This is a genomic window from Pseudomonas migulae (assembly GCF_024169315.1).
Lineage (GTDB): Bacteria > Pseudomonadota > Gammaproteobacteria > Pseudomonadales > Pseudomonadaceae > Aquipseudomonas > Aquipseudomonas migulae_B.
In genome coordinates this window covers 3,957,651-3,981,904 of record NZ_JALJWR010000001.1, presented here as the reverse complement: position 1 = coordinate 3,981,904, position 24,254 = coordinate 3,957,651, and the positions used below count along the sequence as shown (strand labels likewise).

Here is a 24,254-nt window from a genome sequence, read left to right as displayed (position 1 = left end):
GTGCCCGATAAGGAGAACAATAAATGGCAACTCATGAACATTATTACGTTCCGGCCCAGAGCAAATGGCCGATCATCGCCACGGTCGGTATGTTCGTCACCGTGTTCGGCCTGGCCACCTGGTTCAATGACCTGAAAGCGGCGCGGCCGGAATCCCACGGCCCGCTGATCTTTTTCGTCGGCGGCCTGCTGCTGGCGTACATGCTGTTCGGCTGGTTCGGCACGGTGATCAAGGAAAGTCGTCAGGGGTTATACAGCGCACAGATGGACCGCTCGTTCCGCTGGGGCATGAGCTGGTTCATTTTCTCGGAGGTGATGTTCTTCATCGCCTTCTTTGGTGCGCTGTTTTATGTGCGCCACGTTTCCGGTCCGGCACTCGGCGGGGAAGGTGCCAAAGGCATCGCGCATATGTTGTGGCCAAACTTCGAATTCGTCTGGCCGCTGCTGAACAACCCTGACTCCAAACTGTTTCCGCCGCCCAAGGAAGTCATCAGTCCCTGGGGCCTGCCGCTGCTTAACACCGTGCTGCTGGTGAGTTCCAGCGTCACCGTGACCATCGCCCACCACGCCTTGAAAAAGGGCCATCGCGGCGCGTTGAAAATCTGGCTGGCGATCACCGTGTTGCTGGGCTGCGCGTTCCTCGGTTTTCAGGCCGAAGAGTACCTGCACGCCTACAACGAACTGGGCCTGACCCTGGGTTCGGGCATCTACGGCGCGACGTTCTTCATGCTCACCGGTTTCCACGGCGCTCACGTCACCATCGGCACCATCATCCTGTTCGTGATGCTGATGCGGGTCATGCGCGGGCACTTCGATAACGAGCACCAGTTCGCCTTCGAGGCGGCGAGCTGGTACTGGCACTTCGTGGACGTGGTGTGGATCGGGCTGTTCGTTTTCGTCTACGTGCTCTGAGGCTTACCAGGGCGCATGCGACACCAGCTGGCCGCTGAAAAAGCCCCAGGCGATCAAGCCGACGGTGATGGCGGCCAGCGCCACACGAACACTCAAGGCAATGACGAGGCGGTTCGAGCTGCTGTCGTCCTTGACCAGAAAAAACAGGCCGCTGAACAGGCTGACAACCGTGGCAATCAGCATCAGGACGATGGCTGCTTTGAGCATGGTGGGACTCCGGGGGAAAGGCGATGCACTTGAGTATAGCTATCGCGACTGCCGACTTTCTGGCGACGCCATGAAGCGCTTTCGGCCGGGCATCGTGCCGACACTGGTGGTCGCGCTCCTGCTGCCGCTGCTGGTCTCGCTCGGCTTCTGGCAACTGAGCCGGGGCGCAGAAAAAAGTGCGCTGCTGCAGGCCTATGCCGAGCGCCGTGCCGCCGCACCGATGGCCAGCACCGAACTGAAACACAGCGAAGATCCGGCCTTTCGCCGGGTCCGCCTGCACGGCGAGTTCGATGCGGCGCACAGCCTGTTGCTGGATAACCGTCAGCGTGACGGCAAGGTTGGCGTCGAGCTGCTGCAACCCTTTCAGGATCAGGCGACCGGGTTGTGGCTGCTGGTCAATCGCGGCTGGTTGCCCTGGCCGGACCGGCGCACACCGCCGCAATTCACCACGCCGACTCAGGCCTTGAGCCTGGATGCCTGGGTCTATGTTTCGCCCGGCGCGACCTTTCAACTGCAGGCCGATCCAAGCACCTCGACCTGGCCTCGATTAGTCACCGCGGTCGAACCTTCCAGGCTCTGGACGGCGCTGGACCGTGACGGGTTCGCCTACGAATTACGCGCAGAAACCGGCCCCGCGTCCTACCAGGCCGATTGGCCGGTGGTGGCCATGGGGCCGGAAAAACACATCGCTTATGCCGTGCAGTGGTTCGCCTTGTCGATCGCCCTGCTCGGCCTCTATGCCTATCTCGGCTGGCACAACGCAAAGGAGAAACACCATGGGAGCGGCCATGAATCCACCCAGCATGTCTGAGGCGAAAACACCGGCGGCCCGGCGCAAGGGTCGCTTGCAGCTGCTGCTGATTGTGCTTGGCGTGATCGGTCCGATGATCCTCGCCACCGGCATGTACAAATTGCAGTTCTGGGTGCCGGAAGGTCGCAGTTATCACGGCGAGCTGATCGGCAACGGCCAGACCCGCGCCGACCTCGGCGTGCAGGCGCAGGAAGACCGTTGGCAATTGCTGGTCACCGCGCCCAAGGAGTGTTCGGTGGACTGCCAGCAGTTGGTGTATCTGGCGCGACAAATCCAGATCGGCCTTGGCCGCGATGCCGGGCGCGCCAGTCACGCCCTGGCCGCCGCACAACCGCTGAACAGCGACTACGACGCCAAGCTGACCCGCGAATACCCGCAGCTGCAACGCTACCCCATGGACCTGACCACGTTCAGCAAGACCACTGGCGATCAAAGCGTGCCGCAGCTATGGATCATCGACCCGCACGGCAATCTGGTGCTGCGCTACGACCCGACGGTGAAGGGCAAGGACTTGCTCAATGACCTGCGCCACCTGCTGAAACTGTCGAACATCGGATAAGGGCATCGTCATGGCCAAACCTGGATTTCGCCTCGCGCTGTTTGCCACCTTGCTGGCACTGATTGTGGTGCTGCTCGGCGCCTACACCCGCCTGACCCACGCCGGCCTCGGTTGTCCGGACTGGCCCGGTTGCTATGGTTTTATCAGCGTGCCGAAAAGCGAAGCCCAACTGGCCCATGCCGAACTGCATTTTCCCGATGCGCCGGTCGAAGCGCACAAGGGCTGGAATGAAATGCTCCACCGCTACTTCGCCGGCACGCTCGGGTTGCTGATTTCGGTGCTCGCCGGGCGCGCCTGGGTGCATCGTCGTCATCCGGGGCAACCGGTGAAGCTGCCGCTGTTCCTGTTGGCGGTGGTGTTCGCCCAAGCGGCGTTCGGCATGTGGACGGTGACGCTCAAGCTTTGGCCGCAAGTGGTGACCGGGCATTTACTCGGGGGTTTCGCCACGTTGAGCCTGTTGTTTCTGCTGACCTTGCGCCTGTCCGGTGTGCTGCCGGCACTGACCGTGCCCCGGCGTTTGCAGTACTGGGCGACGGCCGGGTTGCTGCTGGTGATCCTGCAAATTGCGTTGGGTGGCTGGGTCAGTTCCAACTACGCGGCGGTGGCTTGCATCGACTTTCCCACCTGCCACGGACAATGGCTGCCGCCCGCTGATTTCGCCAACGGCTTTCACCTGACCCAACACATCGGCCCCAACTACCTGGGCGGGCAGCTCGACAGCGATGCCCGCACCGCGATTCATCTGACTCACCGCATTGGCGCGCTGCTGGTGACGCTGGTGCTGTTCGGTCTGGCGTGGCAACTGAAAGTCGTCGGTATGACACGCCTGGCGGGGCTGGTGCTGATTGCCCTCGCTGCACAGATCACCCTCGGGATCAGCAACGTGCTGTTTCACCTGCCGCTGCCGGTGGCCGTCGCGCATAACGCTGGCGGCGCAGCGCTGCTGCTGACGATGGTGCTGGTCAATTATCACGCGCGAACCAGTCTGGTTCGGGTCACGCAGCAACCCCCTGCACGCTGGCGGTTCAGTCCGCGTAAACACTCAGCCGGGCCCATAACAATAAAAGGAGAGATGCCATGGCGACTCTGATCGGCGCACGTCACAGCCAGGCGATCTGGCGTGACTACCTGGAGCTGACCAAGCCGAAAGTGGTGGTGCTGATGCTCATCACTTCGCTGGTCGGCATGTTCCTCGCGACCCGCGCCGGGGTGCCGTGGACGGTGCTGGTGTTCGGCAATCTGGGGATTGCGTTGTGTGCCGGCGGGGCGGCCGCGGTCAACCATGTGGTGGACCGGCGGATCGATGCCGTGATGGCGCGCACCCATAAACGTCCCTTGGCCGAAGGCCGGGTTTCACCGACGGCTGCGCTGACCTTCGCATTGGTGCTGGCGGTGTTGGGTCAGGCGTTGTTGCTGGCGTTCACCAATCCCCTGACGGCGTGGCTGACCCTGGCTTCCCTGCTCGGTTACGCCGTGGTCTATACCGGTTTCCTCAAACGCGCGACGCCACAGAACATCGTCATCGGCGGTCTCGCCGGGGCCGCCCCGCCGCTGCTCGGCTGGACCGCCGCGACGGGTCACGTCAGTGCCGAACCGCTGCTGCTGGTGCTGATCATCTTCGCCTGGACCCCGCCGCATTTCTGGGCGCTGGCAATCCATCGCAAAGAGGAATACGCCAAGGCCGATATTCCGATGCTACCGGTGACCCACGGCGAGCACTACACCAAAATTCATATCCTGCTTTATACCTTCGCGCTGCTGGCCGTGAGCCTGATGCCGTACGTCATCCACATGAGCGGCGTCCTCTACCTGGTTTGCGCCGTCGGGCTTGGCGCGAGGTTTCTGCAATGGGCCGTCGTGCTGTACTGTGGCACTCGGCCGCACGCGGCGATCAACACGTTCAAGTACTCTATCTGGTACTTGTTCCTGCTGTTTATCGCGCTGCTCGTAGACCACTACTTACTGTTGAACCTATGACTCGAACCCAGAAAACCGTCTTCATCCTTGTCGCCCTGATCGCGCTGGTCCTGGGCCTGACCATCAACAAAGTGCTGTCCGGCAAGGGCCAGGGCGACCCGACGGCGTTGATTGACGCCGGGATCATCCTGTTGCCGCAAAGCCGCAATCTGCCGGACGTGACGATGATTGATCAGGACGGCAAACCGGTGGCGGTCAATGCGTTGAAAGACAAGTGGTCGCTGCTGTTCTTTGGCTACACCTTCTGCCCGGACATCTGCCCGACCACCCTCGCCCAGCTGCGCCAGATCAAGAGCGAACTGCCGCCGGAGGCTGTGGATAAATTGCAGATCATCCTGGTCAGCGTCGACCCGAACCGTGATACACCCAAGCAGCTCAAGCAATACCTGGGCTACTTCGATCCGCAGTTTCAAGGGCTGACGGCGGCCTCGGTCGAGGACATTCAGAAGCTGGCCAACGCGGTGAGCATCCCGTTCATTCCGGCAGACACCAGCAAGCCAAATTACACGGTTGATCACAGCGGCAACCTGGCCGTGATCGGGCCGGACGGGACGCAACGCGGGTTCATTCGGGCGCCGTTGAACAACGCCAAGTTGGTGGCGCAGTTGCCGGTGATGCTTAACCGCAAATAAGTACGACACGATACCTGTAGGAGCCAGGCTTACCGGCGAAGGCGATCTCACAGACGCTTTCGCCGGCAAGCCTGGCTCCTACGGGGTCCGTGTTTCAGGCATAAAAAAAATGGGGCGCATTCAATGCGCCCCATTTTTCGTTACAGCTTCAAATCAGAACGCCGGCACGACCGCGCCTTTGTACTTCTCGAGAATGAAGGCTTTCACTTCCGGGCTATGCAAGGCAGCCACCAGCTTCTTCATGTCTTCGCTGTCCTTGTCGTCCGGGCGGGCAACGAGGATGTTCACGTACGGCGAGTCGCTGCCTTCGATGACCAGCGCATCCTTGGCCGGATCAAGCTTGGCTTCCAGCGCGTAGTTGGTGTTGATCAGCGCCAGGTCGACCTGAGTCAGCACACGCGGGATGGTCGCGGCTTCCAGTTCGCGGAATTTCAGGTCCTTGGTGTTCTCGGTGATGTCCTTGATGGTCGCCAGGATATTGTTCGAATCCTTCAACTTGATCAGGCCAGACTTCGCCAGCAGCAACAGCGCGCGGCCGCCGTTGGTGGCATCGTTAGGAATCACCACGGTGGCGCCGCCCGGCAGTTCAGTCAGCGCTTTGTACTTGCTGGAATAAGCGCCCAGCGGTTCCAGGTGCACACCGGCCACGGAAACCAGGTTGGTGCCCTTGGCCTTGTTGAATTCATCGAGGTACGGCTGGTGCTGGAAGAAGTTGGCGTCCAGGCGTTTCTCGGCCACTTGCACGTTAGGCTGGATGTAGTCGGTGAAGACTTTGACCTTCAGGTCCACGCCTTCCTTGGCCAGGGCCGGTTTCACGAATTCGAGGATTTCTGCGTGCGGGACCGGTGAGGCCGCAACGGTCAGGGTGTCGGCGTGGGCGGAAAAGGCTGCAACGGCAGCGAACGCGACGAGTAGTTTTTTCATTCAGCTAACTCCTTGTGAGGCGCCTGTTGATGGCGCCTGCCAGCGAATGGCCGGCTCATGACTTATTTACGCGAGAAGTGTGCCACGAGCTTATCGCCCACGGTTTGCAGCACTTGTACCAGTACCACCAGCAAAACCACGGTCACCAGCATCACATCGTTCTGGAACCGCTGATAACCATAGCGGATCGCCAGATCGCCGAGGCCACCGGCACCGACGACACCGGCCATGGCGGTGTAGCCCACCAAGGTAATCGTGGTCACGGTGATGGCGGCCAGGATGCCGGTTCGGGCTTCAGGCAACAGGGCGTTGAACACGATCTGCCGTGTCGTCGCGCCCATCGCCTGGGTGGCTTCAATGATCCCTCGATCGACTTCACGCAGGGCCGTTTCCACCAGGCGGGCAAAAAACGGTGCCGCACCGATCACCAACGGCGGTATTGCGCCGGCCACTCCCAGCGACGTGCCGGTGAGGAAGATGGTGGTGGGGATCAACACGATCAGCAGGATAATGAACGGCAGCGAGCGCACCACGTTCACGATGAAGGCCAGCACCGAATAGGTGGCCTTGTGCTCAAGCAATTGACGCGGGCTGCACAGAAACAACAGCACACCCAGCGGCAAGCCCAGCAACACGGTGAACACCAGTGATCCACCGAGCATCATCATCGTGTCGCCCGTGGCTTCCCAGATGTCCGACCAGTCAATGTTAGCGAAAAAACCCAGAATCAGATCCATCAGCGCAGAACCTCCATGTGGACATCAGCCGCGGTGAAGCGGGCAAACGCCGCCTCCATGTCGCCGCCGGTGACCGCCAGGGTCAATTGCCCGTAGGGAATGTCTTTGATGCGGTCGATACGACCGGCCAGGATGCTGTAGTCCACGCCCGTTTCCCGAGCGACGGTGCCCAGCAAAGGCGCGTAGGTCGCTTCGCCCTGGAAGGTCAGACGCACGATACGGCCTGGTACGTGAGAGAAATCGTCGCGTTGTTCGCTTTCATCGATCTGCTCGTCTTCCTGCACAAAACGCTTGGTCGTCGGGTGCTTGGGATGCAGGAACACCTCGGCCACCGAGCCTTGTTCGACGATCACACCTGCATCCATCACCGCCACCTGGTCACAGACCCGACGGATCACGTCCATCTCGTGGGTGATCAGGACGATGGTCAGCTTCAGCTCGCGGTTGATCTCGGCCAGCAATTGCAGGACCGACGCCGTGGTTTGCGGGTCCAGGGCGCTGGTCGCTTCATCGCACAGCAGAATTTTTGGCTTGGTCGCCAGCGCGCGGGCAATACCCACACGCTGCTTCTGACCGCCGGACAACTGCGCCGGGTACTTTTTGGCGTGGTCGGACAAGCCAACCCGCGCCAGCAACTCGGCCACACGCTTATCGATCTCGCTGCGCGACATTTCGCCCGCGAGGGTCAGCGGCAGCGCGACGTTGTCGGCAACGGTCTTGGACGCCAGCAAGTTGAAGTGCTGGAAAATCATCCCGACCTGCTGACGGAAGCGGCGCAAGCCATTGGCGTCGAGCGCCGTGACTTCTTCGCCGTCGACGATGATCTTGCCGCCACTGGAGTTCTCCAGGCGATTGATCAGACGCAGCAGGGTACTTTTTCCCGCACCGGAATGACCGATCAGGCCGAAGACCTGACCGTTCTCAATCGTGAGACTGGTCGGGTGCAGGGCGGGGATATCCTTACCGGCGACGCGGTAGGTTTTGTGGACGTTTTGAAACTCGATCACGTAGCGAACCTTGTGGGGCGCGTTAGAAAAGGATCAGCGGTTAGCCGGGCGCGCATTTTAGCCTGTCCGTATAGAGGTTATTAGCATTTATTCCGTATTCATCCTTTCATTTGGCAATAACGCGATCAAAGGTCATAAAAAAGGAACGGCTAAAAAGCCCATCAGTCACTAATAAGGCAACTCGAAAACGCCCCCGGTGCCGTGCCTGGGGAATGCATAAGCGTCCTGGCTACGGCAGGAATCGCAACGAGGAGTTAACGACTGATGAGTACTAAAAAGCCTGCCGCACCCAAAAGCGCACTAGCCGGGACCGACACCCTGGACCGCGGCAACACCAATACCAAGCTCGACAGCCTGGAAAAATTCCGCTCCGACGCCACCGAACAGGCCCTGCGCACTAACCAGGGCGTGAAAGTTTCGGACAACCAGAACACGTTGAAAGTCGGCGCCCGCGGACCGTCGTTGCTGGAAGACTTCATCATGCGTGAAAAGATCACGCACTTTGACCATGAGCGGATCCCGGAGCGCATTGTCCATGCCCGGGGCACTGGTGCTCATGGCTTTTTCCAGACCTATGAAAACCATTCCGTGCTGACCAAGGCCGGTTTCCTACAGGACCCGGGTAAGAAAACTCCGGTCTTCGTACGATTTTCCACGGTGCAAGGCCCGCGCGGGTCGGGCGATACCGTGCGCGACGTACGCGGTTTCGCCGTGAAGTTCTTCACCGACGAAGGCAACTTCGACCTGGTCGGCAACAACATGCCGGTGTTTTTCATACAGGATGCAATCAAGTTTCCTGACTTCGTGCACGCGGTAAAACCCGAGCCACACAATGAGATTCCTACGGGCGGCTCGGCGCACGACACCTTTTGGGATTTTGTCTCCCTGGTGCCGGAATCCGCGCACATGGTGATGTGGGCGATGTCCGACCGGGCGATCCCGAAAAGTCTGCGCAGCATGCAGGGCTTCGGCGTGCACACGTTCCGGCTGATCAACGCCGAGGGCAAATCGCGGTTCGTCAAATTCCACTGGCGGCCTTCCGCCGGGACCTGCTCGCTGGTCTGGGACGAAGCGCAAAAACTCGCCGGTAAAGACACCGACTACCACCGCCGCGATCTTTGGGAATCGATCGAGATGGGCGACTACCCGGAATGGGAGTTGGGCGTACAGGTCGTCGAGGAGGAAAACGAACATTCCTTCGATTTCGACATTCTCGACCCGACCAAAATCATCCCCGAGGAAATCGTGCCGATCACGCCGCTGGGCAAGATGGTGCTCAACCGCAACCCGGACAACTTCTTCGCCGAAACCGAGCAGGTCGCTTTCTGCCCGGGGCATATCGTGCCGGGCATCGATTTCTCCAACGATCCGTTGCTGCAAGGTCGGCTGTTTTCCTACACCGATACACAAATCAGCCGACTCGGTGGGCCGAATTTTCACGAGATCCCGATTAACCGTCCGGTCGCCCCCTTCCATAATGGCCAGCGCGATGCGATGCACCGCACCACCATCGACAAGGGTCGCGCATCCTACGAGCCGAATTCCATCGACGGTGGCTGGCCGAAAGAAACACCGCCCGCCGCGCAGGATGGCGGCTTCGAGACCTATCCAGAGCGCATCGACGCCAACAAGATCCGCCAGCGCAGCGAGTCGTTCAGCGATCACTTCTCGCAGGCGCGGCTGTTCTTTCACAGCATGAGCAAGCACGAGCAGGAACACATCATCGCGGCCTACAGCTTTGAGCTGGGCAAGGTTGAGCGGGAGTTTATCCGTGCGCGTGAAGTGAATGAGATCCTCGCCAACATCGACCTCGAACTGGCCAAGCGTGTGGCGCAGAACCTTGGCTTGCCGGCGCCGAAGGCCGGTACGGTGGATGTTCCGAAAATCTCCCTGGACCGCTCACCGGCCCTGAGCCAGGCCAATTTGTTGCCCGGCGATATCAAAACCCGAAAAGTCGCGATCCTGGCGGCCAACGGTGTCGATGGCGCGGCAATCGATGCGATGAAAAAAGCGCTGAAAGCAGAAGGCGCGCACGCCAAGCTGCTCGGCCCGACGTCCGCCCCGGTGACAACGGCCGATGGCAAGTCGCTGCCGGTGGATGCGTCGATGGAGGGGTTGCCATCCATCGCCTTCGATGCGGTCTTTGTGCCGGGTGGTGCAGCATCGATCAAAGCGTTGAGCGGTGATGGCGTGGCGCTGCATTACGTACTGGAAGCGTACAAGCACTTGAAAGCGATCGCGCTGCAAGGCGAGGCGAAGCAGCTGTTGGATGTGCTGAAGCTCGAGGCTGATGCGGGGTTGATCGTGGGGACGGATGCGAAGTTGATCAAAGCGTTTTTTGCAGCGATCGGGCAGCATCGGGTTTGGGATCGGGAGCCTAAGGCCAAGGCGGTTCCGGCTTAAAGTGCTGTGTTGCTAGACAGGGCGCCTTCGCGGGCAAGCCCGCTCCCACAGGTCCAGTGTCGTTCACATAGTTGGCGAACGACACAAATCCTGTGGGAGCGGGCTTGCCCGCGAAGCTTTTCAGGGTCTACGCGGACTCAAGACGATTTGCGCCGGAATGTTGCGCACGATCTGCTTCTGCAGATTCAGATCGAAATCCGAATCCAGCTTCTTCACCCGTTTGGTCAACAGCGTCGCCAACCACGGATAATCCTGCGTACGCGGCGCCTGAATGCTCACGTCACATTGATAATTCACCACATCGGCGGCGATCGCATCCAGTTGGCGACGAAGTTTGCCCATATCGGTGAGGTTCAGCGCTACGGTGGTGCTCTCAGCGGTCGGATCGATCACTTTTGCTTGCGGTTTCGCCTCTGCAGCCAACAGCGCCGCTTCAGCTCTATCGAGCTCAGCCTTGCGCGCATTGACGATAGCGTTGTTGACCCCACCGGTCAGCGCTGGCGCCTTGGGCATCAACGCCCGCGCACGGCTCAGGGCGGTAGCAGCCGCGTTCACATCGCCTTTTTGCAGCACGATCTGGCTGCGTTGCAGATAGGCCTCGGCGAGTTGCCGTTGGTATTGCACGAGGGATGGGTCGTCTGGTGATCCGGCCTGCAAGGCAGCCAGTTGGTCTTCAGCAGTGGCCAGCTCGCTGCTGGCGAGGCTTTGCTCGAGCTGTGCGATGGCCGTGGCCCGTGCATCAGTGGCCTCGGTGGCCGCCGGTGGCGTGCTTTGACATGCGCCCAGTAGCAGCGAAAATGCAACAAGGAGCAGATAACGGGAGGCTAACAGCTTCATTCCTGCGACTCTCTATTTGCGCAAAAAACGAGCAAGTCTACACCCCTCGACGGGGCAGGACAAAACTCAGCAGAAACAGCGCGGCGGCCGTCACCACAATCGACGGCCCCGCCGGGGTGTCCTTGAACCAGGACAATGCCAACCCGCCACACACCGCGAGCATGCCCAGCAGGCTCGCGCCCAGTGCCATCTGTTCCGGCGACCGGGCGTGACGTTGTGCCGCAGCCGCGGGGATTATCAACAGCGACGTAATCAACAACACACCGACGATTTTCATCGCCACGGCGATCACTACGGCGATCAGCAACATCAGGGTCAGACGCAGCGCCGGTACCGGCAGCCCTTCCACTCTCGCCAGCTCTTCATGCACCGTGATCGCCAGCAATGGCCGCCACATTGTCACCAGCAAGGCCATGACCGCCGCGCTGCCGCCGAGAATCCAGGCCAGATCGGTCGGACTGATCGCCAGCAAATCGCCGAACAGATAGGCCATCAGGTCGATCCGCACTTCGTGCATGAAGCTTAGTACGACAAGGCCTAAAGAGAGCGTGCTCGGTGCGAGAATTCCCAAAAGCGTGTCGGAGGCCAGCGGCTGACGCTGTTGCAAAGTCACCAGCAACACCGCCAATAACAAGCAGCCTACGGTGACCGCCACGGTCGGGCTGACATCCAGCAGAAAGCCCAACGCCACGCCGAGCAAGGCCGCGTGGGACAGGGTGTCGCCAAAATAAGCCATGCGCCGCCAGACCACGAAAGAGCCCAACGGGCCCGCCACCAGTGCCAGGGCCAGGCCTGCAAGCAGGGCGTAGAGCAGAAAATCAGCCATGCTTGCAGCTATCTCCATGAACGTGGGGTTGGCCCGACGGGGCCGTGGTGACCACCGAACCATGCAGATCATGGGCGTGGTCGTGATGGTGGTGATAAATCGCCAGGCTCTGTGCGTTCTTTCCGAACAGCTCGACGAAAGCCGGATCGCCGCTGACCTGCTCGGGATGGCCGGAACAGCAGACGTGACGGTTGAGGCAGACCACTTGATCGGTGGTGCTCATGACCAGATGCAAATCGTGGGAAACCATCAGCACGCCGCAGCCGTGACGGTCACGCAGACGAGTGATCAGGCTGTACAGCTCGGCTTGCCCCGCTACGTCAACGCCTTGCACCGGCTCGTCGAGCACCAGCAACTCAGGCTCGCGCAACAGCGCCCGGGCCAGCAGCACGCGCTGCATTTCACCACCGGAAACGCTCTGCACCGGGCTGTCGATCACCTGTTCGGCGCCCACTTCCTTGAGGGCCGCCAACGCACGAGCGCGATCCACACCGGGCACCAGTCGCAAGAAGCGCAACACCGACAGCGGTAGCGTCGGATCGACATGAAGTTTTTGCGGCATGTAACCGACCCGCAGTTTCGGCTTGCGCCACACGCTGCCGCTGTCCGGCTTCAACAGGCCGAGCACCGCACGCACGAGGGTGGTTTTGCCAGCACCGTTGGGACCGATCAGGGTGACGATCTGCCCCGGTTCGACGCTCAGTTCAATGTTATCCAGCACGTTTTGCCCGGCAAAGGTGACGGCAACCTGCTCGAGGCGGATCAGCGCATTGCTCATCAAGCCCCCTGGCAACCCGAACAGACGCCGACCACTTCGACGGTCTGGCTTTCGACGACGAATCCGACATCCCTGGCGCTGCCGATGATCGCGTCGCTGATGGACTTCTGCTCAAGTTCGATGGCAGCGTGGCATTCGCGGCAGATCAGGAACTGGCCCTGGTGGGCGTGCTCCGGGTGATTGCAGCCGACGAAAGCGTTCAGCGAGGAGATGCGGTGCACCAGACCGTTTTCCAGCAGGAAATCCAGTGCGCGGTACACGGTCGGCGGCGCAGCGCGGCGGCCATCCTGCTCGCTGAGCACGGCCAGGATGTCGTAGGCACCCAGCGGCTTGTGGCTTTGCCACACCAGTTCCAGCACCCGCCGACGCAAGGCGGTCAGGCGCAGGCCTTGACGTGCGCACAGGGCATCGGCCTCAGACAGTGCGCTGTGAACGCAATGAGAGTGGTCGTGGGGACGGCTGGCAATCGGTGTTTTAGGCATGAGCGGCGACGAGTTTTGTGAGAGACGTTATTATGTTACCCGTTCTCGCCTCTTCGAGTGGTCATCGTGTCCCGACTTTTTTCTATCTTTGTCGCATTTGTCGCCAGTTTTCTGTTGATCGGTTCTGCTCATGCCGAAGTCAAGGTTCTCACCAGCATCAAGCCGCTACAGCTGATTGCCGCTGCGGTGCAGGACGGCGTGGCCATTCCGGAAGTGCTGCTGCCGCCGGGTGCCTCCCCGCATAACTATGCCCTGCGCCCTTCCGACGTACGGAAGGTGCAATCGGTGGATCTGGTTTACTGGATCGGTCCGGCCATGGAAGGTTTCCTGCCTCGCGTGCTCAATGGTCGTACGCTGCCGAGCGTCGCCGTGCAGGATCTGCCGGGGCTGAAATTGCGTCGCTTCGCCGAAGACAGTCACTCCCACGCCGAAGAAGCCGATGAGCATGATCACGATCACCGACCCGGCAGTCTGGATGCGCATTTGTGGTTGTCGCCAGCCAACGCTCGGGTGATCGCGACGAAAATGGCCGCGGATCTGAGTGCTGCCGATCCGGCCAATGCGGCGCGTTATCAAAGCAATCTCAAAGCGTTCGATGAACGCCTGGATGCACTGGACCTGCGCTTGAAGGCGCGGTTGGCGAGTATCGCGGGCAAACCGTACTTCGTGTTCCATGAAGCGTTCGACTACTTCGAAGAGGCTTACGGCTTGAAGCACACGGGCGTATTCAGCGTCGCCGCCGAAGTCCAGCCGGGCGCCCAGCATGTGGCGGCAATGCGCACACGGTTGCAGGAAGTGGGTAAGACCTGCGTGTTCAGCGAACCGCCGTTGCGTCCGCGCCTGGCGGAAACCCTGGTGGCTGGCCTGCCGGTGAAACTGGCGGAACTGGATGCGCTGGGCGGGTACACGCCGGCGACTGCTCAAGGTTATGAGCAGGTGCTGGAGAAATTGGGGAATGATTTGGCAGGGTGTCTGGAGTCGCTATAGCACCGCGAATTGTGGGAATCCATTCGCGGGCAAGCCTCGCTCCTACAAGTTCGAGCCGTACACACCATTGTGAACGACGTTGACCTGTAGGAGCGAGGCTTGCCCGCGAAGCTTTCAGAGGGCGAACGGTAAAGGCGTACTGACCTTCTGCCGCTGCGCCAGGCGCTGCTGAAACTCCATCGGATCGTGAATCAACACGTCCTGCCCGGCAAAAGACTCCGCCGCAATCAACCGCGACAACCAGAATCGCACGCACGCCACGCGCAGCATGGTCGGCCACAACTCCGCCTCGGCAGCGGTGAATGGCCGCAGTGCCGCATAAGCGCCCAACAAGGCCCGAGCCCGTGGCCCATCGATCAACCCGTCGTCATCCGAACACCAATCGTTCAACGCAATCGCCACGTCGTAGAGCATTGGTCCCGAGCAAGCATTGTAAAAGTCGATCAATCCCGTCAGGTGCGTGCCTTCGAACATCGCGTTGTCGCGGAACAGGTCCGCGTGGATGTTCGCCCGAGGCAACGCCAGGATTTTCTCTTTCTGCTGTGTGATTTCGTCCAGCGCCCGTTGCAGCAGATCGCTCTGCTCGGCATTCAGGTGCGACAACAGCTGCGTGCCCTCTTCCTGCATCCAGTCCAGGCCACGATCGGTTTTGCGCTTGATCATGTTCGCCTGGGTCGCCAAATGCAGATGGCCCAGCAACTCGCCGACCTGCGCGCAATGCTGAGCGTTGGCTTCCTTGATGTGCTTGCCAGCCAGGCGCGGCTGCAACAGCGCAGGCTTGCCCGCCAACTCGCGCAAGGCGACACCATCGGTCGTGCGCAGGGCGTAGGGCACCGGCAGGTCGGCTTCATGCAGCACGTCCAGCAGCTCGATGAAGAACGGCATCTCCTGAACCGGACCGCGCTCGACCAGGGTCAGGACAAATTCGCCCTGCTCCAGGCTGATAAAGAAATTGGTATTTTCGCTACCGGCGGCAATCCCCTGGAAATCAAGCAGGCGGCCGAGCCCGTATGGGGCGAGAAAGGTTTCCAGCTCGGGCCGAGCCAGCGGGGTGAACACAGACATGTTTTAACTGCCAGTACGGGCGCCGCTGCTTGAGCCGGCGCCGATTGAAATTAAGAATCTACTTCCATTCAAAAATCTTCCACGACGGAATCAGCATATCCGGCTGATCCGAGCGGATGAAGTTCGCATCCGTCCCGTCTGCGCGCACCAGGAAATACGGCGGAGCCCCCTTCGGCGTGACCTTGATCGCATACAGGAAACCGTTTTGGCGGTATTCCTGAATGACTTTGTCCCCTTCCGTGCGGATCGTGACTTCAGGCTCCGGAGTCGGCGCATCGTCCGCCGCCATCGCGGCCAGTGGAACGGTTGCAAACAAGCCAGCCAGCAACAGGCGATTTAGTGTGCGCATGATAACCTTGTCCCTTTGTCGTCAACGGTCCCGCTATTCTAGCGCCGGACCCGCCGAAAAGGTTGATCCTGCTCATGAGCCAAGCCCCCCTCGTCCTGGTGGACGGTTCTTCTTACCTGTACCGCGCCTTTCACGCCCTGCCACCGCTGACCACTTCCAAAGGTCTGCCGACCGGAGCGGTCAAAGGCGTGCTGAACATGCTCAAGAGTCTGCGCAAGCAGTACCCGGACAGTCCGTTCGCCGTGGTGTTCGACGCCAAGGGTGGGACGTTTCGCGATGACATGTACGCCGAATATAAGGCCAACCGTCCGAGCATGCCCGACGACATGCGCGTGCAGATCGAGCCGCTGCATCAAAGCGTGATCGCCCTGGGCTTCCCGTTGCTGTGCGTCGAAGGTGTCGAGGCCGATGACGTGATCGGCACCCTGGCCCGCAGCAGTGCGGCGGCCGACCGCCCGGTAATCATCTCCACCGGCGACAAGGACATGGCGCAGCTGGTCGACGGCCACATTACCTTGGTCAACACCATGACCGGTAGCGCGCTGGACGTGGAGGGCGTGAAGGAGAAATTCGGCGTCGCTCCCGAGCAGATCATCGATTATCTGGCGTTGATGGGCGACTCTTCCGACAACATCCCGGGTGTTCCGGGCATCGGTCCGAAGACGGCATCCGGCCTGCTGGTCGGGGTGAACGGCGGCCTGACTGAGCTCTATGCGCAGCTCGACATCGTTCCGACCCTGCCGATTCGCGGCGCGAAAACCCTGCCGGCCAAACTCGAAGAGCACAAGGAGATGGCCTTCCTCTCCTATCAATTGGCGACGATCAAGATCGACGTGCCACTGGATATCGGCCTCGACGACCTGCAAATGGGCAAGCCGGATCACGACAAACTCGCCGAGCTCTACACGCTGCTGGAATTCAAGAGCTGGTTCGAAGAGAACCAGCGCGACGCCAAGCGTTCCGGCCAGGAAGTCACCGCGCCAGTGGCTGAAGAAGCCGCCGTCGAGACTGAACTCAAGTACACCACGATCCTCACCCAGGCCGATTTCGACCTGTGGCTGAAGAAGCTCAACGACGCCCAGCTGATCGCCTTTGATACCGAAACCACCGGCATCGATGCGCAACAGGCGCAACTGGTCGGCCTGTCGTTCGCTGTACAGGCCAACGAAGCGGCCTACATCCCGCTGACCCATTCCTACATGGGCGTTCCGGATCAGCTTGATCGCGACACCGTGCTGCGCGCACTGAAACCGATCCTGGAAGACCCGAACAAACTCAAGGTCGGCCAGCACGCCAAGTTCGACATGAACATCCTGGCCAACTGCGCCATCGGTGGGGATCAGAGCTGCGGCATCACCGTGCAAGGCATCGCCTTCGACACCATGCTCGAATCCTACGTGCTGGATTCCACCGCGACCCGCCACGACATGGACAGCCTGGCGCTGAAGTACCTGAATCACACCACCACGGGTTTTCAGGGCATCGCCGGCAAGGGTGCCAAGCAGCTGACCTTCGATCAGATTTCCCTGGAGCTGGCCGGGCCTTACGCCGCTGAAGACGCCGACGTGACGCTGCGCCTGCATCAGACCTTGCAGGAAAAACTCAACGCGATTCCGAGCCTGAGCAAAGTCCTGAGCGACATCGAAATGCCGCTGGTGCCGGTGCTTGCGCGGATCGAGCGTCAGGGCGCATTGGTCGACGCCAACCTGCTGGGCATCCAGAGCGTTGAGCTGGGCGAGAAAATGGTCGCCCTCGAGCGTGAGGCGTTCGCCATCGCCGGTGAGGAATTCAACCTCGGCTCGCCGAAGCAACTGGGCGTGATCCTGTACGAAAAACTCGGCCTGCCAATCCTCAGCAAAACCGCCAAGGGTCAGGCTTCAACGGCCGAAGCGGTGCTGGCGGAACTGGCCGAGCAGGATTACCCGCTGCCCAAAGTGCTGATGCAATACCGCTCGATGAGCAAGCTGAAAAGCACCTACACCGATCGCCTGCCGGAGCAGATCAACCCGCGCACCGGGCGGATTCACACGTCTTATCATCAGGCTGTCGCGGCGACCGGGCGTTTGTCGTCCAGCGATCCGAACCTGCAGAACATTCCGATCCGCACCGCCGAAGGTCGGCGGATTCGTCAGGCGTTCGTTGCGCCAAAAGGCTACAAGCTGCTGGCCGCGGACTACTCGCAAATCGAGCTGCGCATCATGGCTCACCTGGCCAAGGACGAAGGGCTGCTGCACGCCTTCCGCAATGACCTGGACGTGCACAAAGCCACCGCCGCCGAGGTTTTCGGTGTTGAGCTGGAGCAGGTCACCACGGATCAGCGCCGCAGCGCCAAGGCGATCAACTTCGGTTTGATCTACGGCATGAGTGCGTTTGGCCTGGCCAAGCAGATCGGCGTCGATCGCAAACAGTCCCAAGCGTACATCGACCGCTATTTCGCCCGTTATCCAGGCGTTCTGGAATACATGGAGCGCACTCGCGCCCAGGCGGCCGAGCAAGGTTTCGTCGAGACCATCTTCGGTCGTCGTCTGTACCTGCCGGAAATCAACGCAAAAAACCCGGCCCTGCGCAAAGGCGCCGAACGCACGGCGATCAACGCCCCGATGCAAGGCACGGCGGCGGACATCATCAAGAAAGCCATGGTGGCTGTGGATAACTGGCTGACCTCGTCGGGGCTAGACGCCAAAGTCATCCTGCAGGTGCACGATGAATTGGTGCTCGAGGTGCGTGAAGATCTGGTCGATCACGTTCGTCAGGAAATTCGCCTGCACATGAGCGAAGCCGCGAAGCTTGATGTGCCGCTGCTGGTCGAGGTTGGCGTGGGCAATAACTGGGATGAGGCTCACTGAGCCGTCTGAACAGGCGTGTTCTGCTGCGGCATAGTGCCGCGGCAGAAGAGGCGAAGGGCGCTTATTTCAGTTAGCGATCCGGCTTATTTCAAATGGTTTTTGAAACGCCGGAACTAAACCTGTGAACTGCCACTCAGAGTAACTGAATGGCTGGTGAAGCCCTTCGATGCTCCTATGTTGTGTTAAGTGTTGGCAGATAATCTGGACCCCGCCCTAGCGGTCCGGAGCTTGAACCCCGGAACTTCCCCCTCCCCATAAGAAGTCCGGGGTTTTTTTTGCCCGCGATTTGTTATTCCGCGAGCTCCGAGCCTTTGTCAGCCAGTTCCATCCAGCCCGCCAGTACAGTGTAGGCGTCTTCCAGGCCCATACGTTTTGGCGCTGAAAACAGCTGGATGCTGATCGCATCACCCCAGCCTTTTCGGATGTCCGACTGAACCTTGAGCAGCACGTTTTTCGCGGCGCCGTAAGTCAGCTTGTCCGCTTTGGTCAGCAGAATGTGCATCGGCATGCCGCTGGCAACGGCCCAATCGAGCATCAACAGGTCGAAGTCGGTCATTGGATGACGGATGTCCATCATCAGGATCAGACCTTTCAAACTCTCGCGACCACCCAGATAAGCTTCCAGGTGACGCTGCCAGTGCAGCTTCAACGGGATCGGTACTTTCGCGTAACCGTAGCCCGGCAGGTCGACCAGACGACGATCATCGTCTAGCTTGAAGAAGTTCAAGAGTTGCGTGCGACCCGGAGTTTTCGAGGTCCGCGCCAGGCTGGCATGCGTCAGGGTGTTCAACGCGCTGGATTTACCGGCGTTGGAACGCCCGGCGAAGGCCACTTCAAAGCCTTCGTCGTCGGGACATTGATCGACTTTGGCAGCGCTGAGCATGAAGGTGGACTGTTGGCACAGGCCGAGGATGGGGTTCTTGAGTTGCATGGGATTTCCGATGTGGGCGGCGCCGGGAATGGACGCGGCAAGCGGTGTCGTTTCCGTTTCAGTAGCGCCAGTATATAATGCCGCAGATTTTGTGTGCGCTTTGTCCCAGCGTAGGATGAAGTTCACGAGAGCGATTGACCTTGATTGCGCATTAGAACGCAGAACGCTCTCAACCCTGAAAAGGTCGTTTTATGACGAAATGGCTGCTAGCTGCCGGTGTCTTGATGCCGCTTTACGGCGCTCAGGCTACACAGGATCCGGAAGCTGTGTACAACCGTGTTTGTGGTGCCTGTCATTCCGGCCAACTACCCATGGCGCCCAAAAAGGGCGATCAGGAAGCTTGGACGCCGAGGTTGGCGAAAGGTATGGAGACGCTGGTGCAACACGTGACCCAGGGTTTCAAGGCGATGCCGCCGCGTGGTTTGTGCATGGACTGCAGTGCCGAGGATTACCAAGCCATCATCCACTGGATGAGCGAGTGATCCCGGTCCATAACTCTTTAACCCTTAGCCGTAGTTGGATTAGCTGATGAACAAATTGATCGTGAGTCTGCTGTTGACCGTGGGGATCTCCGGCATAGCCCATGCTGCAGGTGATGCAACTGCTGGTCAGGCGAAAGCCGCAGTATGTGGCGCCTGTCATGGCCCGGATGGCAACAGCATGGCGCCTAACTTTCCGAAACTGGCAGGTCAGGGCGAGCGTTATCTGAACAAGCAGCTGCACGACATCAAGTCCGGCAAACGCACGGTACTGGAAATGACCGGCCTGCTGACCAACCTGAGCGATCAGGACCTGGCCGATATCGCCGCCTACTTCGCCAGCCAGAAAGGCAGCGTTGGCGCCGCCGACCCTAAAGTCGTGGCTCGCGGTGAAGCACTGTTCCGTGGTGGCGACCTTGCCAAGGGCCTGCCAGCCTGCACCGGCTGCCACTCGCCAAACGGCGCGGGCAACGCGGCCGCCGGCTTCCCGCACCTGGGTGGCCAGCACGCTCAATACATTGCCAAGCAGCTGACCGATTTCCGCAAGGAAGAAGGCGGTCGCAGCAACGACGGCGACACAAAAACCATGCAGACCATTGCCAAGCGCCTGAGCGACGAAGATATCGCCGCAGTCTCCAGCTACATTCAGGGCCTGCACTAAGACGGCGAAGCGGGCGCCGCGCGGGACGTACATCTCCTGCAACGTTAACGCTCTATTAATCCGTCGCAGCAAGTATAAAAAGGGTGGCTCAGGCCGCCCTTTTTTGTGCCTGCTGCCGTTACACTACAGAACTCAAGCCCGCCATGACCTGTCTGAAAACAGGTCGCGCGAGGCGACCCAAATTGTCCAGGAGTAAAGCATGCGTAATCTGATCATCAGCGCCGCACTCGTCGCTGCCAGCCTGTTCGGCATGACTGCCCAAGCCGCCGAAGCACCCGCCGCCCCTTATGTCGAACTGAGCAATCCGGTTCCGGTAGCAGTGCCTGGCAAGATCGAAGTCGTTGAATTGTTCTGGTATGGCTGCCCGCATTGCTACGCGTTCGAGCCAGTGATCAATCCTTGGGTCGAGAAACTGCCGTCCGACGTGAACTTCGTTCGTATTCCTGCGATGTTCGGCGGCCCGTGGGACGCACACGGCCAAATGTTCCTGACCCTGGAAGCCATGGGCGTCGAGAGCAAGGTTCACGCTGCGGTGTTCAACGCCATTCAGAAAGAACACAAAAAGCTGGTCGATAAAAACGAAATGGCCGACTTCCTGGCGACTCAAGGCGTAGACAAGGACAAGTTCCTGGCGACCTTCGACTCCTTCGCCATCAAGGGCCAGATCAACAAGGCTCGCGAACTGGCCAAGAAATATGAAATCTCTGGCGTTCCGACCATGATCGTCAACGGCAAGTATCGCTTTGACGTGGGTTCTGCCGGTGGCGCCGAGCAAGCCCTGCAACTGGCCGACAAACTGGTCGACAAAGAGCGAGCGGCTAACAAGGCTGCTGCCAACTAAGCGCGGGGCCCGCCATGCGCCGCTGGGGTACTGAACGCATCGTTGGCCTGCATGATCCGCGGGTCAACGAGCATCACCTGGAATCGACGGGCTTGCCCGCAGACAGCCGTCTGCGCTTGCTCAGCTTCAATATCCAGGTCGGCATCAGTACCGAGCGGTATCGGCACTACCTGACCCGGGGCTGGCAACACCTGTTGCCGCATACCGGGCGTGCCGACAACCTGCAAAAGATCGGCAATCTGCTGGGCGACTTCGATCTGGTCGCCCTGCAGGAAGCCGATGGCGGCAGCCTGAGATCAGGCTACGTCAATCAAGTCGAACACCTGGCGCAACTCGGCGCCTTCCCCTACTGGTATCAACAACTCAATCGCAACCTCGGTCGCCTCGGCCAGCACAGCAATGGCGTGCTCAGCCGCCTGCGCCCGTGGGCGATCGAAGATCATCCGCTACCGGGGCCCAAGGGTCGCGGGGCAATCCTGGTGCGTTTCGGTGAAGGTCCGGAAGCGTTGGTGGTGGTCATGATGCACCTGGCATTGGGCGCCCGTGCCCGAAGCCTGCAACTGGCTTACATCCGTGAGCTGATCGGCGGTTACAAGCATCAGGTGCTGATGGGCGACATGAACACCCACGCCAGTGACCTGCTGCAAAATTCTCCGTTGCGCGACCTCGGCCTGCTGGCGCCGCAACTGGAAGCAACCTTCCCCAGCTGGCGCCCGCAGCGCTGCCTGGACCATATTCTGCTGAGCCCGACCCTGACACTGGAAAAGGTCGAAGTGCTGGCACAACCTATTTCCGATCACCTGCCGGTCGCGGTAGAGATTCGTCTGCCGGGTTCGCTCACGGCCGATGCATTGCCCGCGTTGAGTCCTGCCCTTCGCGGAACCCATGAATGAGCGACGAAACAGAACGCTGGAAAGAGAAATACCTCAAAAGCATCGAACAACAGGAAAAGTTAGAACGTCGCTGGGACGCCCGGCTCGACCTGCTGCGGCGCGGACTGGTGCGCAGTACCCTGGCAGCCGAGGGAACCGACCGCGCGGTCGACCAGTGCATGAAAGAAATGCGCGAAGTCATTCGCACCAATGACATGGACGCCGGCCTCGCGGCACTGCTTCCACGCCTGGAAAAAGCGGTACTCGACTCCGAGCAACGCCGCGAGACCCGGGTCAACCAGACCAGCGCCGCACTGACCGCGCTGGTGGCGCAACTGCAGACATTGCCGCTACCACGGGAAGTCAGCCGCCCACTCAAGAACTTCGCCAAGACACTGGACGGACGCGTCAGCCAGGCGCGCGAGATCCCTTTGCTGCTCAGCGAGCTGAGCGGCCTGCAGGGAAAAGCCCTGAGTCAGCTGGAGAACCCGGCGGAACCTGGTCGTCCGGGCTTGTTGCAGCGCCTGTTCGGCACTCGTGAAACGGAAGATGCGCTACAACAGGTGGCTCCCCCGCTGACGAACGCGCCCACCCTGCCGCCTGTCGAAGAGGTCGCTGCAGCACCTGCCGAACTACCGAAAGTGACCGTCGATCCCGCGCCAGTTGCCGACGAGCCGCTCGTGACACCGCCCGCCAATCACCCTGCCCAGCCCGATCCACTGATCGAAGCACCCGCAGCAACGGCGCCGATCGCAGAAGTCGTGGCTTTTGTACCCCCCGTCCATGAACCTCAGCGAACGCCTGCTCCTAGTGAACAACCAGAGAATCCCGCATCAGCCGCCCCGTCAGCGGTTGTCGAAACGCAACTGGCGACCAATCCGGACGAACTGACCCCGACTGTAGTTCTCGACCGCCCGTCCCTGCCCTCGACCATGGTCCAAGCCGAGGCATCGGCCGCCATCGATCCGGAGCACTCTGAACACGATATTCTCTACGCCCTGCCGGACTCGCCGGAACCGTCCTACAGCTCTGTCGCCAAGCACATCGAAGACACGCTTCTGGGCCTGCTGGACGACCTGTCACTGCCAGAGCGTTATCGCCCACAAGCCGAAGCGATGCGCGATCGCCTGCAAAACGGTTTGAACTGGTACGAATTGCTGCCGATCCTCGACGACCTGGCGACCTTGATGCTGGCCATAAACAACAGCGGCCAGCACGAATTTGAAGTCTATCTACAGCAACTCAATGAGCGCCTCGAGTCATTCCAGAGCAACCTGCAAGCCGCCAGCGATGGCCACGCGGACAACCGCTCGGCCGCGCGCGAAATGGACACGCAGATCCGCGAGCAGGTCGACGGCTTGCAGAGCAGCATGCAAGAGGCAGCGGATCTCGAAGACCTCAAGCATGTCCTGGAGAACCACCTCGAAGGCCTGCTCGGGACCATGGATCAGCACCAGAAGCAACGCGACGAGCGCGAGCAGGAAGTGGCCGCCCGCCTCAAGGGTCTGGCTGAACGCGTGGCGCACATGGAGCAGGAAGCACAAGGCTACCGCGAGCATCTTGAAGAACAGCGACAGAAAGCCTTGATCGACCCACTGACCGGACTGCCCAACCGTGCGGCCTGGAGCGAACGGCTCGATCACGAAATCGCCCAATGGCAGCAACACGGCAACACCCTGTTGCTGGCCATGCTCGACCTCGATCATTTCAAACGCATCAATGACAACTATGGCCACCTGGCGGGCGACAAGGTGCTGAAAATCATCGCCAGCGTCTTGCGCAAGCGCCTTCGCGGGACGGATTTCATCGCGCGGTTTGGCGGTGAAGAGTTTGTCCTGCTGATGCCGGGCACAGTGCCAGCGATGGGGGCAAAACTGCTGGAAAACCTGCGCGCGTCCATCGAAGCCTGTCCGTTCCACTTCAAAGGGGAACCAGTGACCATTACCATTTCGATGGGAATGACTGCGTTCAAACCGGGGGAACACAGCGATATGGTACTGAAAAGAGCCGATCAGGCGTTGTACCGGGCCAAACATGCAGGCCGTAATCGAGTGGAGTTCGGCTGAGAAGCAATTGTTCAATTTTGTTTAAATGGCCCCTTGAGCCGTCGTCGCGCAAATCAATACGTTACA

Annotated in this window: 25 protein-coding genes; 14 read left to right on the top strand and 11 right to left on the bottom strand. The window is 60.3% G+C overall.

Annotated features, from left to right (window positions below):
• Positions 1-23 precede the first annotated feature (23 nt).
• Positions 24-911, top strand: a complete 888-nt coding sequence (locus J2Y86_RS18315) for a cytochrome c oxidase subunit 3 (protein ID WP_253434365.1) — start codon at positions 24-26, stop codon at positions 909-911.
• A gap of 3 nt (positions 912-914) precedes the next feature.
• On the opposite strand, the gene J2Y86_RS18310 is transcribed toward J2Y86_RS18315, so the two are convergent.
• Entirely contained in the window at positions 915-1,118 is a 204-nt protein-coding gene (locus J2Y86_RS18310) for a twin transmembrane helix small protein (protein WP_008064738.1), read from the bottom strand.
• Positions 1,119-1,188: 70 nt separating this feature from the next.
• Here J2Y86_RS18310 and J2Y86_RS18305 point away from each other — a divergent pair, with 70 nt between their 5' ends.
• The 5 genes from J2Y86_RS18305 to J2Y86_RS18285 are packed head-to-tail and all read left to right on the top strand — an operon-like array spanning position 1,189 to position 5,097.
• Positions 1,189-1,929: an SURF1 family protein gene (locus J2Y86_RS18305; RefSeq protein WP_253434363.1), complete on the top strand. Its 741-nt coding sequence runs from the start codon at positions 1,189-1,191 to the stop codon at positions 1,927-1,929.
• Entirely contained in the window at positions 1,895-2,488 is a 594-nt protein-coding gene (locus tag J2Y86_RS18300) for a hypothetical protein (protein WP_253434360.1), read from the top strand. The genes J2Y86_RS18305 and J2Y86_RS18300 overlap by 35 nt, the downstream gene beginning before the upstream one ends.
• Positions 2,489-2,498: 10 nt before the next feature.
• Positions 2,499-3,578, top strand: a complete 1,080-nt coding sequence (locus J2Y86_RS18295; RefSeq protein ID WP_253434357.1) for a COX15/CtaA family protein — start codon at positions 2,499-2,501, stop codon at positions 3,576-3,578.
• Positions 3,566-4,465 carry a heme o synthase gene (gene cyoE, locus J2Y86_RS18290; protein ID WP_253434354.1) on the top strand — a complete coding sequence of 300 codons (900 nt, stop codon included), beginning with the start codon at positions 3,566-3,568 and terminating at the stop codon, positions 4,463-4,465. Before J2Y86_RS18295 ends, cyoE begins: the two co-directional genes overlap by 13 nt.
• Positions 4,462-5,097 carry an SCO family protein gene (locus tag J2Y86_RS18285; RefSeq protein WP_253434351.1) on the top strand — a complete coding sequence of 212 codons (636 nt, stop codon included), beginning with the start codon at positions 4,462-4,464 and terminating at the stop codon, positions 5,095-5,097. The genes cyoE and J2Y86_RS18285 overlap by 4 nt, the downstream gene beginning before the upstream one ends.
• Before the next feature lie 153 nt (positions 5,098-5,250).
• Here J2Y86_RS18285 and J2Y86_RS18280 read toward each other — a convergent pair whose 3' ends face one another.
• From J2Y86_RS18280 to J2Y86_RS18270, 3 genes are all read right to left on the bottom strand, one after another.
• The gene (locus J2Y86_RS18280) at positions 5,251-6,021 is read right to left on the bottom strand and encodes a MetQ/NlpA family ABC transporter substrate-binding protein (RefSeq protein WP_214380043.1); all 771 of its coding nucleotides are present in this window, start codon (positions 6,019-6,021) and stop codon (positions 5,251-5,253) included.
• 62 nt (positions 6,022-6,083) lie between these two features.
• Complete coding sequence (locus J2Y86_RS18275) at positions 6,084-6,758, bottom strand: methionine ABC transporter permease (protein ID WP_253434348.1); 675 nt, start codon at positions 6,756-6,758, stop codon at positions 6,084-6,086.
• Positions 6,758-7,765: a methionine ABC transporter ATP-binding protein gene (locus J2Y86_RS18270; protein ID WP_253434346.1), complete on the bottom strand. Its 1,008-nt coding sequence runs from the start codon at positions 7,763-7,765 to the stop codon at positions 6,758-6,760. The genes J2Y86_RS18275 and J2Y86_RS18270 overlap by 1 nt, the downstream gene beginning before the upstream one ends.
• A 264-nt stretch (positions 7,766-8,029) precedes the next feature.
• Between J2Y86_RS18270 and katE the strand changes: the two genes are divergently transcribed.
• Positions 8,030-10,168: a catalase HPII gene (gene katE, locus J2Y86_RS18265; protein ID WP_253434343.1), complete on the top strand. Its 2,139-nt coding sequence runs from the start codon at positions 8,030-8,032 to the stop codon at positions 10,166-10,168.
• Between the two features lie 120 nt (positions 10,169-10,288).
• On the opposite strand, the gene J2Y86_RS18260 is transcribed toward katE, so the two are convergent.
• From J2Y86_RS18260 to zur, 4 genes are read right to left on the bottom strand one after another with little or no spacing between them, the layout of a single operon-like run.
• Positions 10,289-11,005: a PA5502 family lipoprotein gene (locus J2Y86_RS18260; protein WP_253434340.1), complete on the bottom strand. Its 717-nt coding sequence runs from the start codon at positions 11,003-11,005 to the stop codon at positions 10,289-10,291.
• A gap of 37 nt (positions 11,006-11,042) precedes the next feature.
• Complete coding sequence (gene znuB / locus J2Y86_RS18255) at positions 11,043-11,831, bottom strand: zinc ABC transporter permease subunit ZnuB (RefSeq protein WP_253434337.1); 789 nt, start codon at positions 11,829-11,831, stop codon at positions 11,043-11,045.
• Positions 11,824-12,609 (bottom strand): zinc ABC transporter ATP-binding protein ZnuC, encoded by a 786-nt coding sequence (gene znuC, locus J2Y86_RS18250; RefSeq protein ID WP_253434332.1) that lies wholly within the window; start codon positions 12,607-12,609, stop codon positions 11,824-11,826. Before znuC ends, znuB begins: the two co-directional genes overlap by 8 nt.
• On the bottom strand, positions 12,609-13,091 hold the full coding sequence (gene zur / locus J2Y86_RS18245) for a zinc uptake transcriptional repressor Zur (RefSeq protein ID WP_017341763.1): 483 nt from the start codon (positions 13,089-13,091) through the stop codon (positions 12,609-12,611). Before zur ends, znuC begins: the two co-directional genes overlap by 1 nt.
• Before the next feature lie 66 nt (positions 13,092-13,157).
• On the opposite strand from zur, the gene znuA reads away from it, so the two are divergent.
• A complete protein-coding gene (gene znuA, locus J2Y86_RS18240; RefSeq protein WP_253434329.1) occupies positions 13,158-14,078 on the top strand; it encodes a zinc ABC transporter substrate-binding protein ZnuA in 921 nt (306 codons plus the stop codon).
• Positions 14,079-14,192: 114 nt separating this feature from the next.
• Here znuA and J2Y86_RS18235 read toward each other — a convergent pair whose 3' ends face one another.
• Together J2Y86_RS18235 and J2Y86_RS18230 are read right to left on the bottom strand one after the other, a co-directional pair.
• Complete coding sequence (locus tag J2Y86_RS18235; RefSeq protein ID WP_253434326.1) at positions 14,193-15,143, bottom strand: homoserine kinase; 951 nt, start codon at positions 15,141-15,143, stop codon at positions 14,193-14,195.
• A gap of 58 nt (positions 15,144-15,201) precedes the next feature.
• Positions 15,202-15,492, bottom strand: a complete 291-nt coding sequence (locus tag J2Y86_RS18230) for a DUF2782 domain-containing protein (protein WP_253434324.1) — start codon at positions 15,490-15,492, stop codon at positions 15,202-15,204.
• Positions 15,493-15,566: 74 nt separating this feature from the next.
• On the opposite strand from J2Y86_RS18230, the gene polA reads away from it, so the two are divergent.
• On the top strand, positions 15,567-18,338 hold the full coding sequence (gene polA / locus J2Y86_RS18225; RefSeq protein ID WP_253434319.1) for a DNA polymerase I: 2,772 nt from the start codon (positions 15,567-15,569) through the stop codon (positions 18,336-18,338).
• 289 nt (positions 18,339-18,627) lie between these two features.
• Here the strand turns inward: polA and yihA are convergent, their stop codons facing one another.
• The gene (yihA, locus tag J2Y86_RS18220; protein WP_017341758.1) at positions 18,628-19,269 is read right to left on the bottom strand and encodes a ribosome biogenesis GTP-binding protein YihA/YsxC; all 642 of its coding nucleotides are present in this window, start codon (positions 19,267-19,269) and stop codon (positions 18,628-18,630) included.
• Between the two features lie 191 nt (positions 19,270-19,460).
• Between yihA and J2Y86_RS18215 the strand changes: the two genes are divergently transcribed.
• The 5 genes from J2Y86_RS18215 to J2Y86_RS18195 all read left to right on the top strand — a co-directional run bounded on the left by J2Y86_RS18215 (position 19,461) and on the right by J2Y86_RS18195 (position 24,188).
• Positions 19,461-19,751, top strand: a complete 291-nt coding sequence (locus J2Y86_RS18215) for a c-type cytochrome (protein ID WP_253434316.1) — start codon at positions 19,461-19,463, stop codon at positions 19,749-19,751.
• Between the two features lie 46 nt (positions 19,752-19,797).
• A complete protein-coding gene (locus J2Y86_RS18210; protein ID WP_214380033.1) occupies positions 19,798-20,409 on the top strand; it encodes a c-type cytochrome in 612 nt (203 codons plus the stop codon).
• 199 nt (positions 20,410-20,608) lie between these two features.
• Positions 20,609-21,250, top strand: coding sequence for a thiol:disulfide interchange protein DsbA/DsbL (locus tag J2Y86_RS18205; RefSeq protein WP_150630684.1), 642 nt, complete (start codon positions 20,609-20,611; stop codon positions 21,248-21,250).
• A gap of 14 nt (positions 21,251-21,264) precedes the next feature.
• The gene (locus J2Y86_RS18200) at positions 21,265-22,143 is read left to right on the top strand and encodes an endonuclease/exonuclease/phosphatase family protein (RefSeq protein ID WP_253434313.1); all 879 of its coding nucleotides are present in this window, start codon (positions 21,265-21,267) and stop codon (positions 22,141-22,143) included.
• The gene (locus J2Y86_RS18195) at positions 22,140-24,188 is read left to right on the top strand and encodes a GGDEF domain-containing protein (protein WP_253434309.1); all 2,049 of its coding nucleotides are present in this window, start codon (positions 22,140-22,142) and stop codon (positions 24,186-24,188) included. The genes J2Y86_RS18200 and J2Y86_RS18195 overlap by 4 nt, the downstream gene beginning before the upstream one ends.
• Positions 24,189-24,254 lie beyond the last annotated feature (66 nt).

Bases quoted from the DNA above. Each gene is read 5' to 3' on its own strand.
- J2Y86_RS18315 (WP_253434365.1), top strand. From the start codon at position 24: ATGGCAACTCATGAACATTATTACGTTCCGGCCCAGAGCAAATGGCCG.
- J2Y86_RS18310 (WP_008064738.1), bottom strand. From the start codon at position 1,118: ATGCTCAAAGCAGCCATCGTCCTGATGCTGATTGCCACGGTTGTCAGC.
- J2Y86_RS18305 (WP_253434363.1), top strand. From the start codon at position 1,189: ATGAAGCGCTTTCGGCCGGGCATCGTGCCGACACTGGTGGTCGCGCTC.
- J2Y86_RS18300 (WP_253434360.1), top strand. From the start codon at position 1,895: ATGGGAGCGGCCATGAATCCACCCAGCATGTCTGAGGCGAAAACACCG.
- J2Y86_RS18295 (WP_253434357.1), top strand. From the start codon at position 2,499: ATGGCCAAACCTGGATTTCGCCTCGCGCTGTTTGCCACCTTGCTGGCA.
- cyoE (WP_253434354.1), top strand. From the start codon at position 3,566: ATGGCGACTCTGATCGGCGCACGTCACAGCCAGGCGATCTGGCGTGAC.
- J2Y86_RS18285 (WP_253434351.1), top strand. From the start codon at position 4,462: ATGACTCGAACCCAGAAAACCGTCTTCATCCTTGTCGCCCTGATCGCG.
- J2Y86_RS18280 (WP_214380043.1), bottom strand. From the start codon at position 6,021: ATGAAAAAACTACTCGTCGCGTTCGCTGCCGTTGCAGCCTTTTCCGCC.
- J2Y86_RS18275 (WP_253434348.1), bottom strand. From the start codon at position 6,758: ATGGATCTGATTCTGGGTTTTTTCGCTAACATTGACTGGTCGGACATC.
- katE (WP_253434343.1), top strand. From the start codon at position 8,030: ATGAGTACTAAAAAGCCTGCCGCACCCAAAAGCGCACTAGCCGGGACC.
- J2Y86_RS18260 (WP_253434340.1), bottom strand. From the start codon at position 11,005: ATGAAGCTGTTAGCCTCCCGTTATCTGCTCCTTGTTGCATTTTCGCTG.
- znuB (WP_253434337.1), bottom strand. From the start codon at position 11,831: ATGGCTGATTTTCTGCTCTACGCCCTGCTTGCAGGCCTGGCCCTGGCA.
- znuC (WP_253434332.1), bottom strand. From the start codon at position 12,609: ATGAGCAATGCGCTGATCCGCCTCGAGCAGGTTGCCGTCACCTTTGCC.
- zur (WP_017341763.1), bottom strand. From the start codon at position 13,091: ATGCCTAAAACACCGATTGCCAGCCGTCCCCACGACCACTCTCATTGC.
- J2Y86_RS18235 (WP_253434326.1), bottom strand. From the start codon at position 15,143: ATGTCTGTGTTCACCCCGCTGGCTCGGCCCGAGCTGGAAACCTTTCTC.
- J2Y86_RS18230 (WP_253434324.1), bottom strand. From the start codon at position 15,492: ATGCGCACACTAAATCGCCTGTTGCTGGCTGGCTTGTTTGCAACCGTT.
- polA (WP_253434319.1), top strand. From the start codon at position 15,567: ATGAGCCAAGCCCCCCTCGTCCTGGTGGACGGTTCTTCTTACCTGTAC.
- yihA (WP_017341758.1), bottom strand. From the start codon at position 19,269: ATGCAACTCAAGAACCCCATCCTCGGCCTGTGCCAACAGTCCACCTTC.
- J2Y86_RS18215 (WP_253434316.1), top strand. From the start codon at position 19,461: ATGACGAAATGGCTGCTAGCTGCCGGTGTCTTGATGCCGCTTTACGGC.
- J2Y86_RS18210 (WP_214380033.1), top strand. From the start codon at position 19,798: ATGAACAAATTGATCGTGAGTCTGCTGTTGACCGTGGGGATCTCCGGC.
- J2Y86_RS18205 (WP_150630684.1), top strand. From the start codon at position 20,609: ATGCGTAATCTGATCATCAGCGCCGCACTCGTCGCTGCCAGCCTGTTC.
- J2Y86_RS18200 (WP_253434313.1), top strand. From the start codon at position 21,265: ATGCGCCGCTGGGGTACTGAACGCATCGTTGGCCTGCATGATCCGCGG.
- J2Y86_RS18195 (WP_253434309.1), top strand. From the start codon at position 22,140: ATGAGCGACGAAACAGAACGCTGGAAAGAGAAATACCTCAAAAGCATC.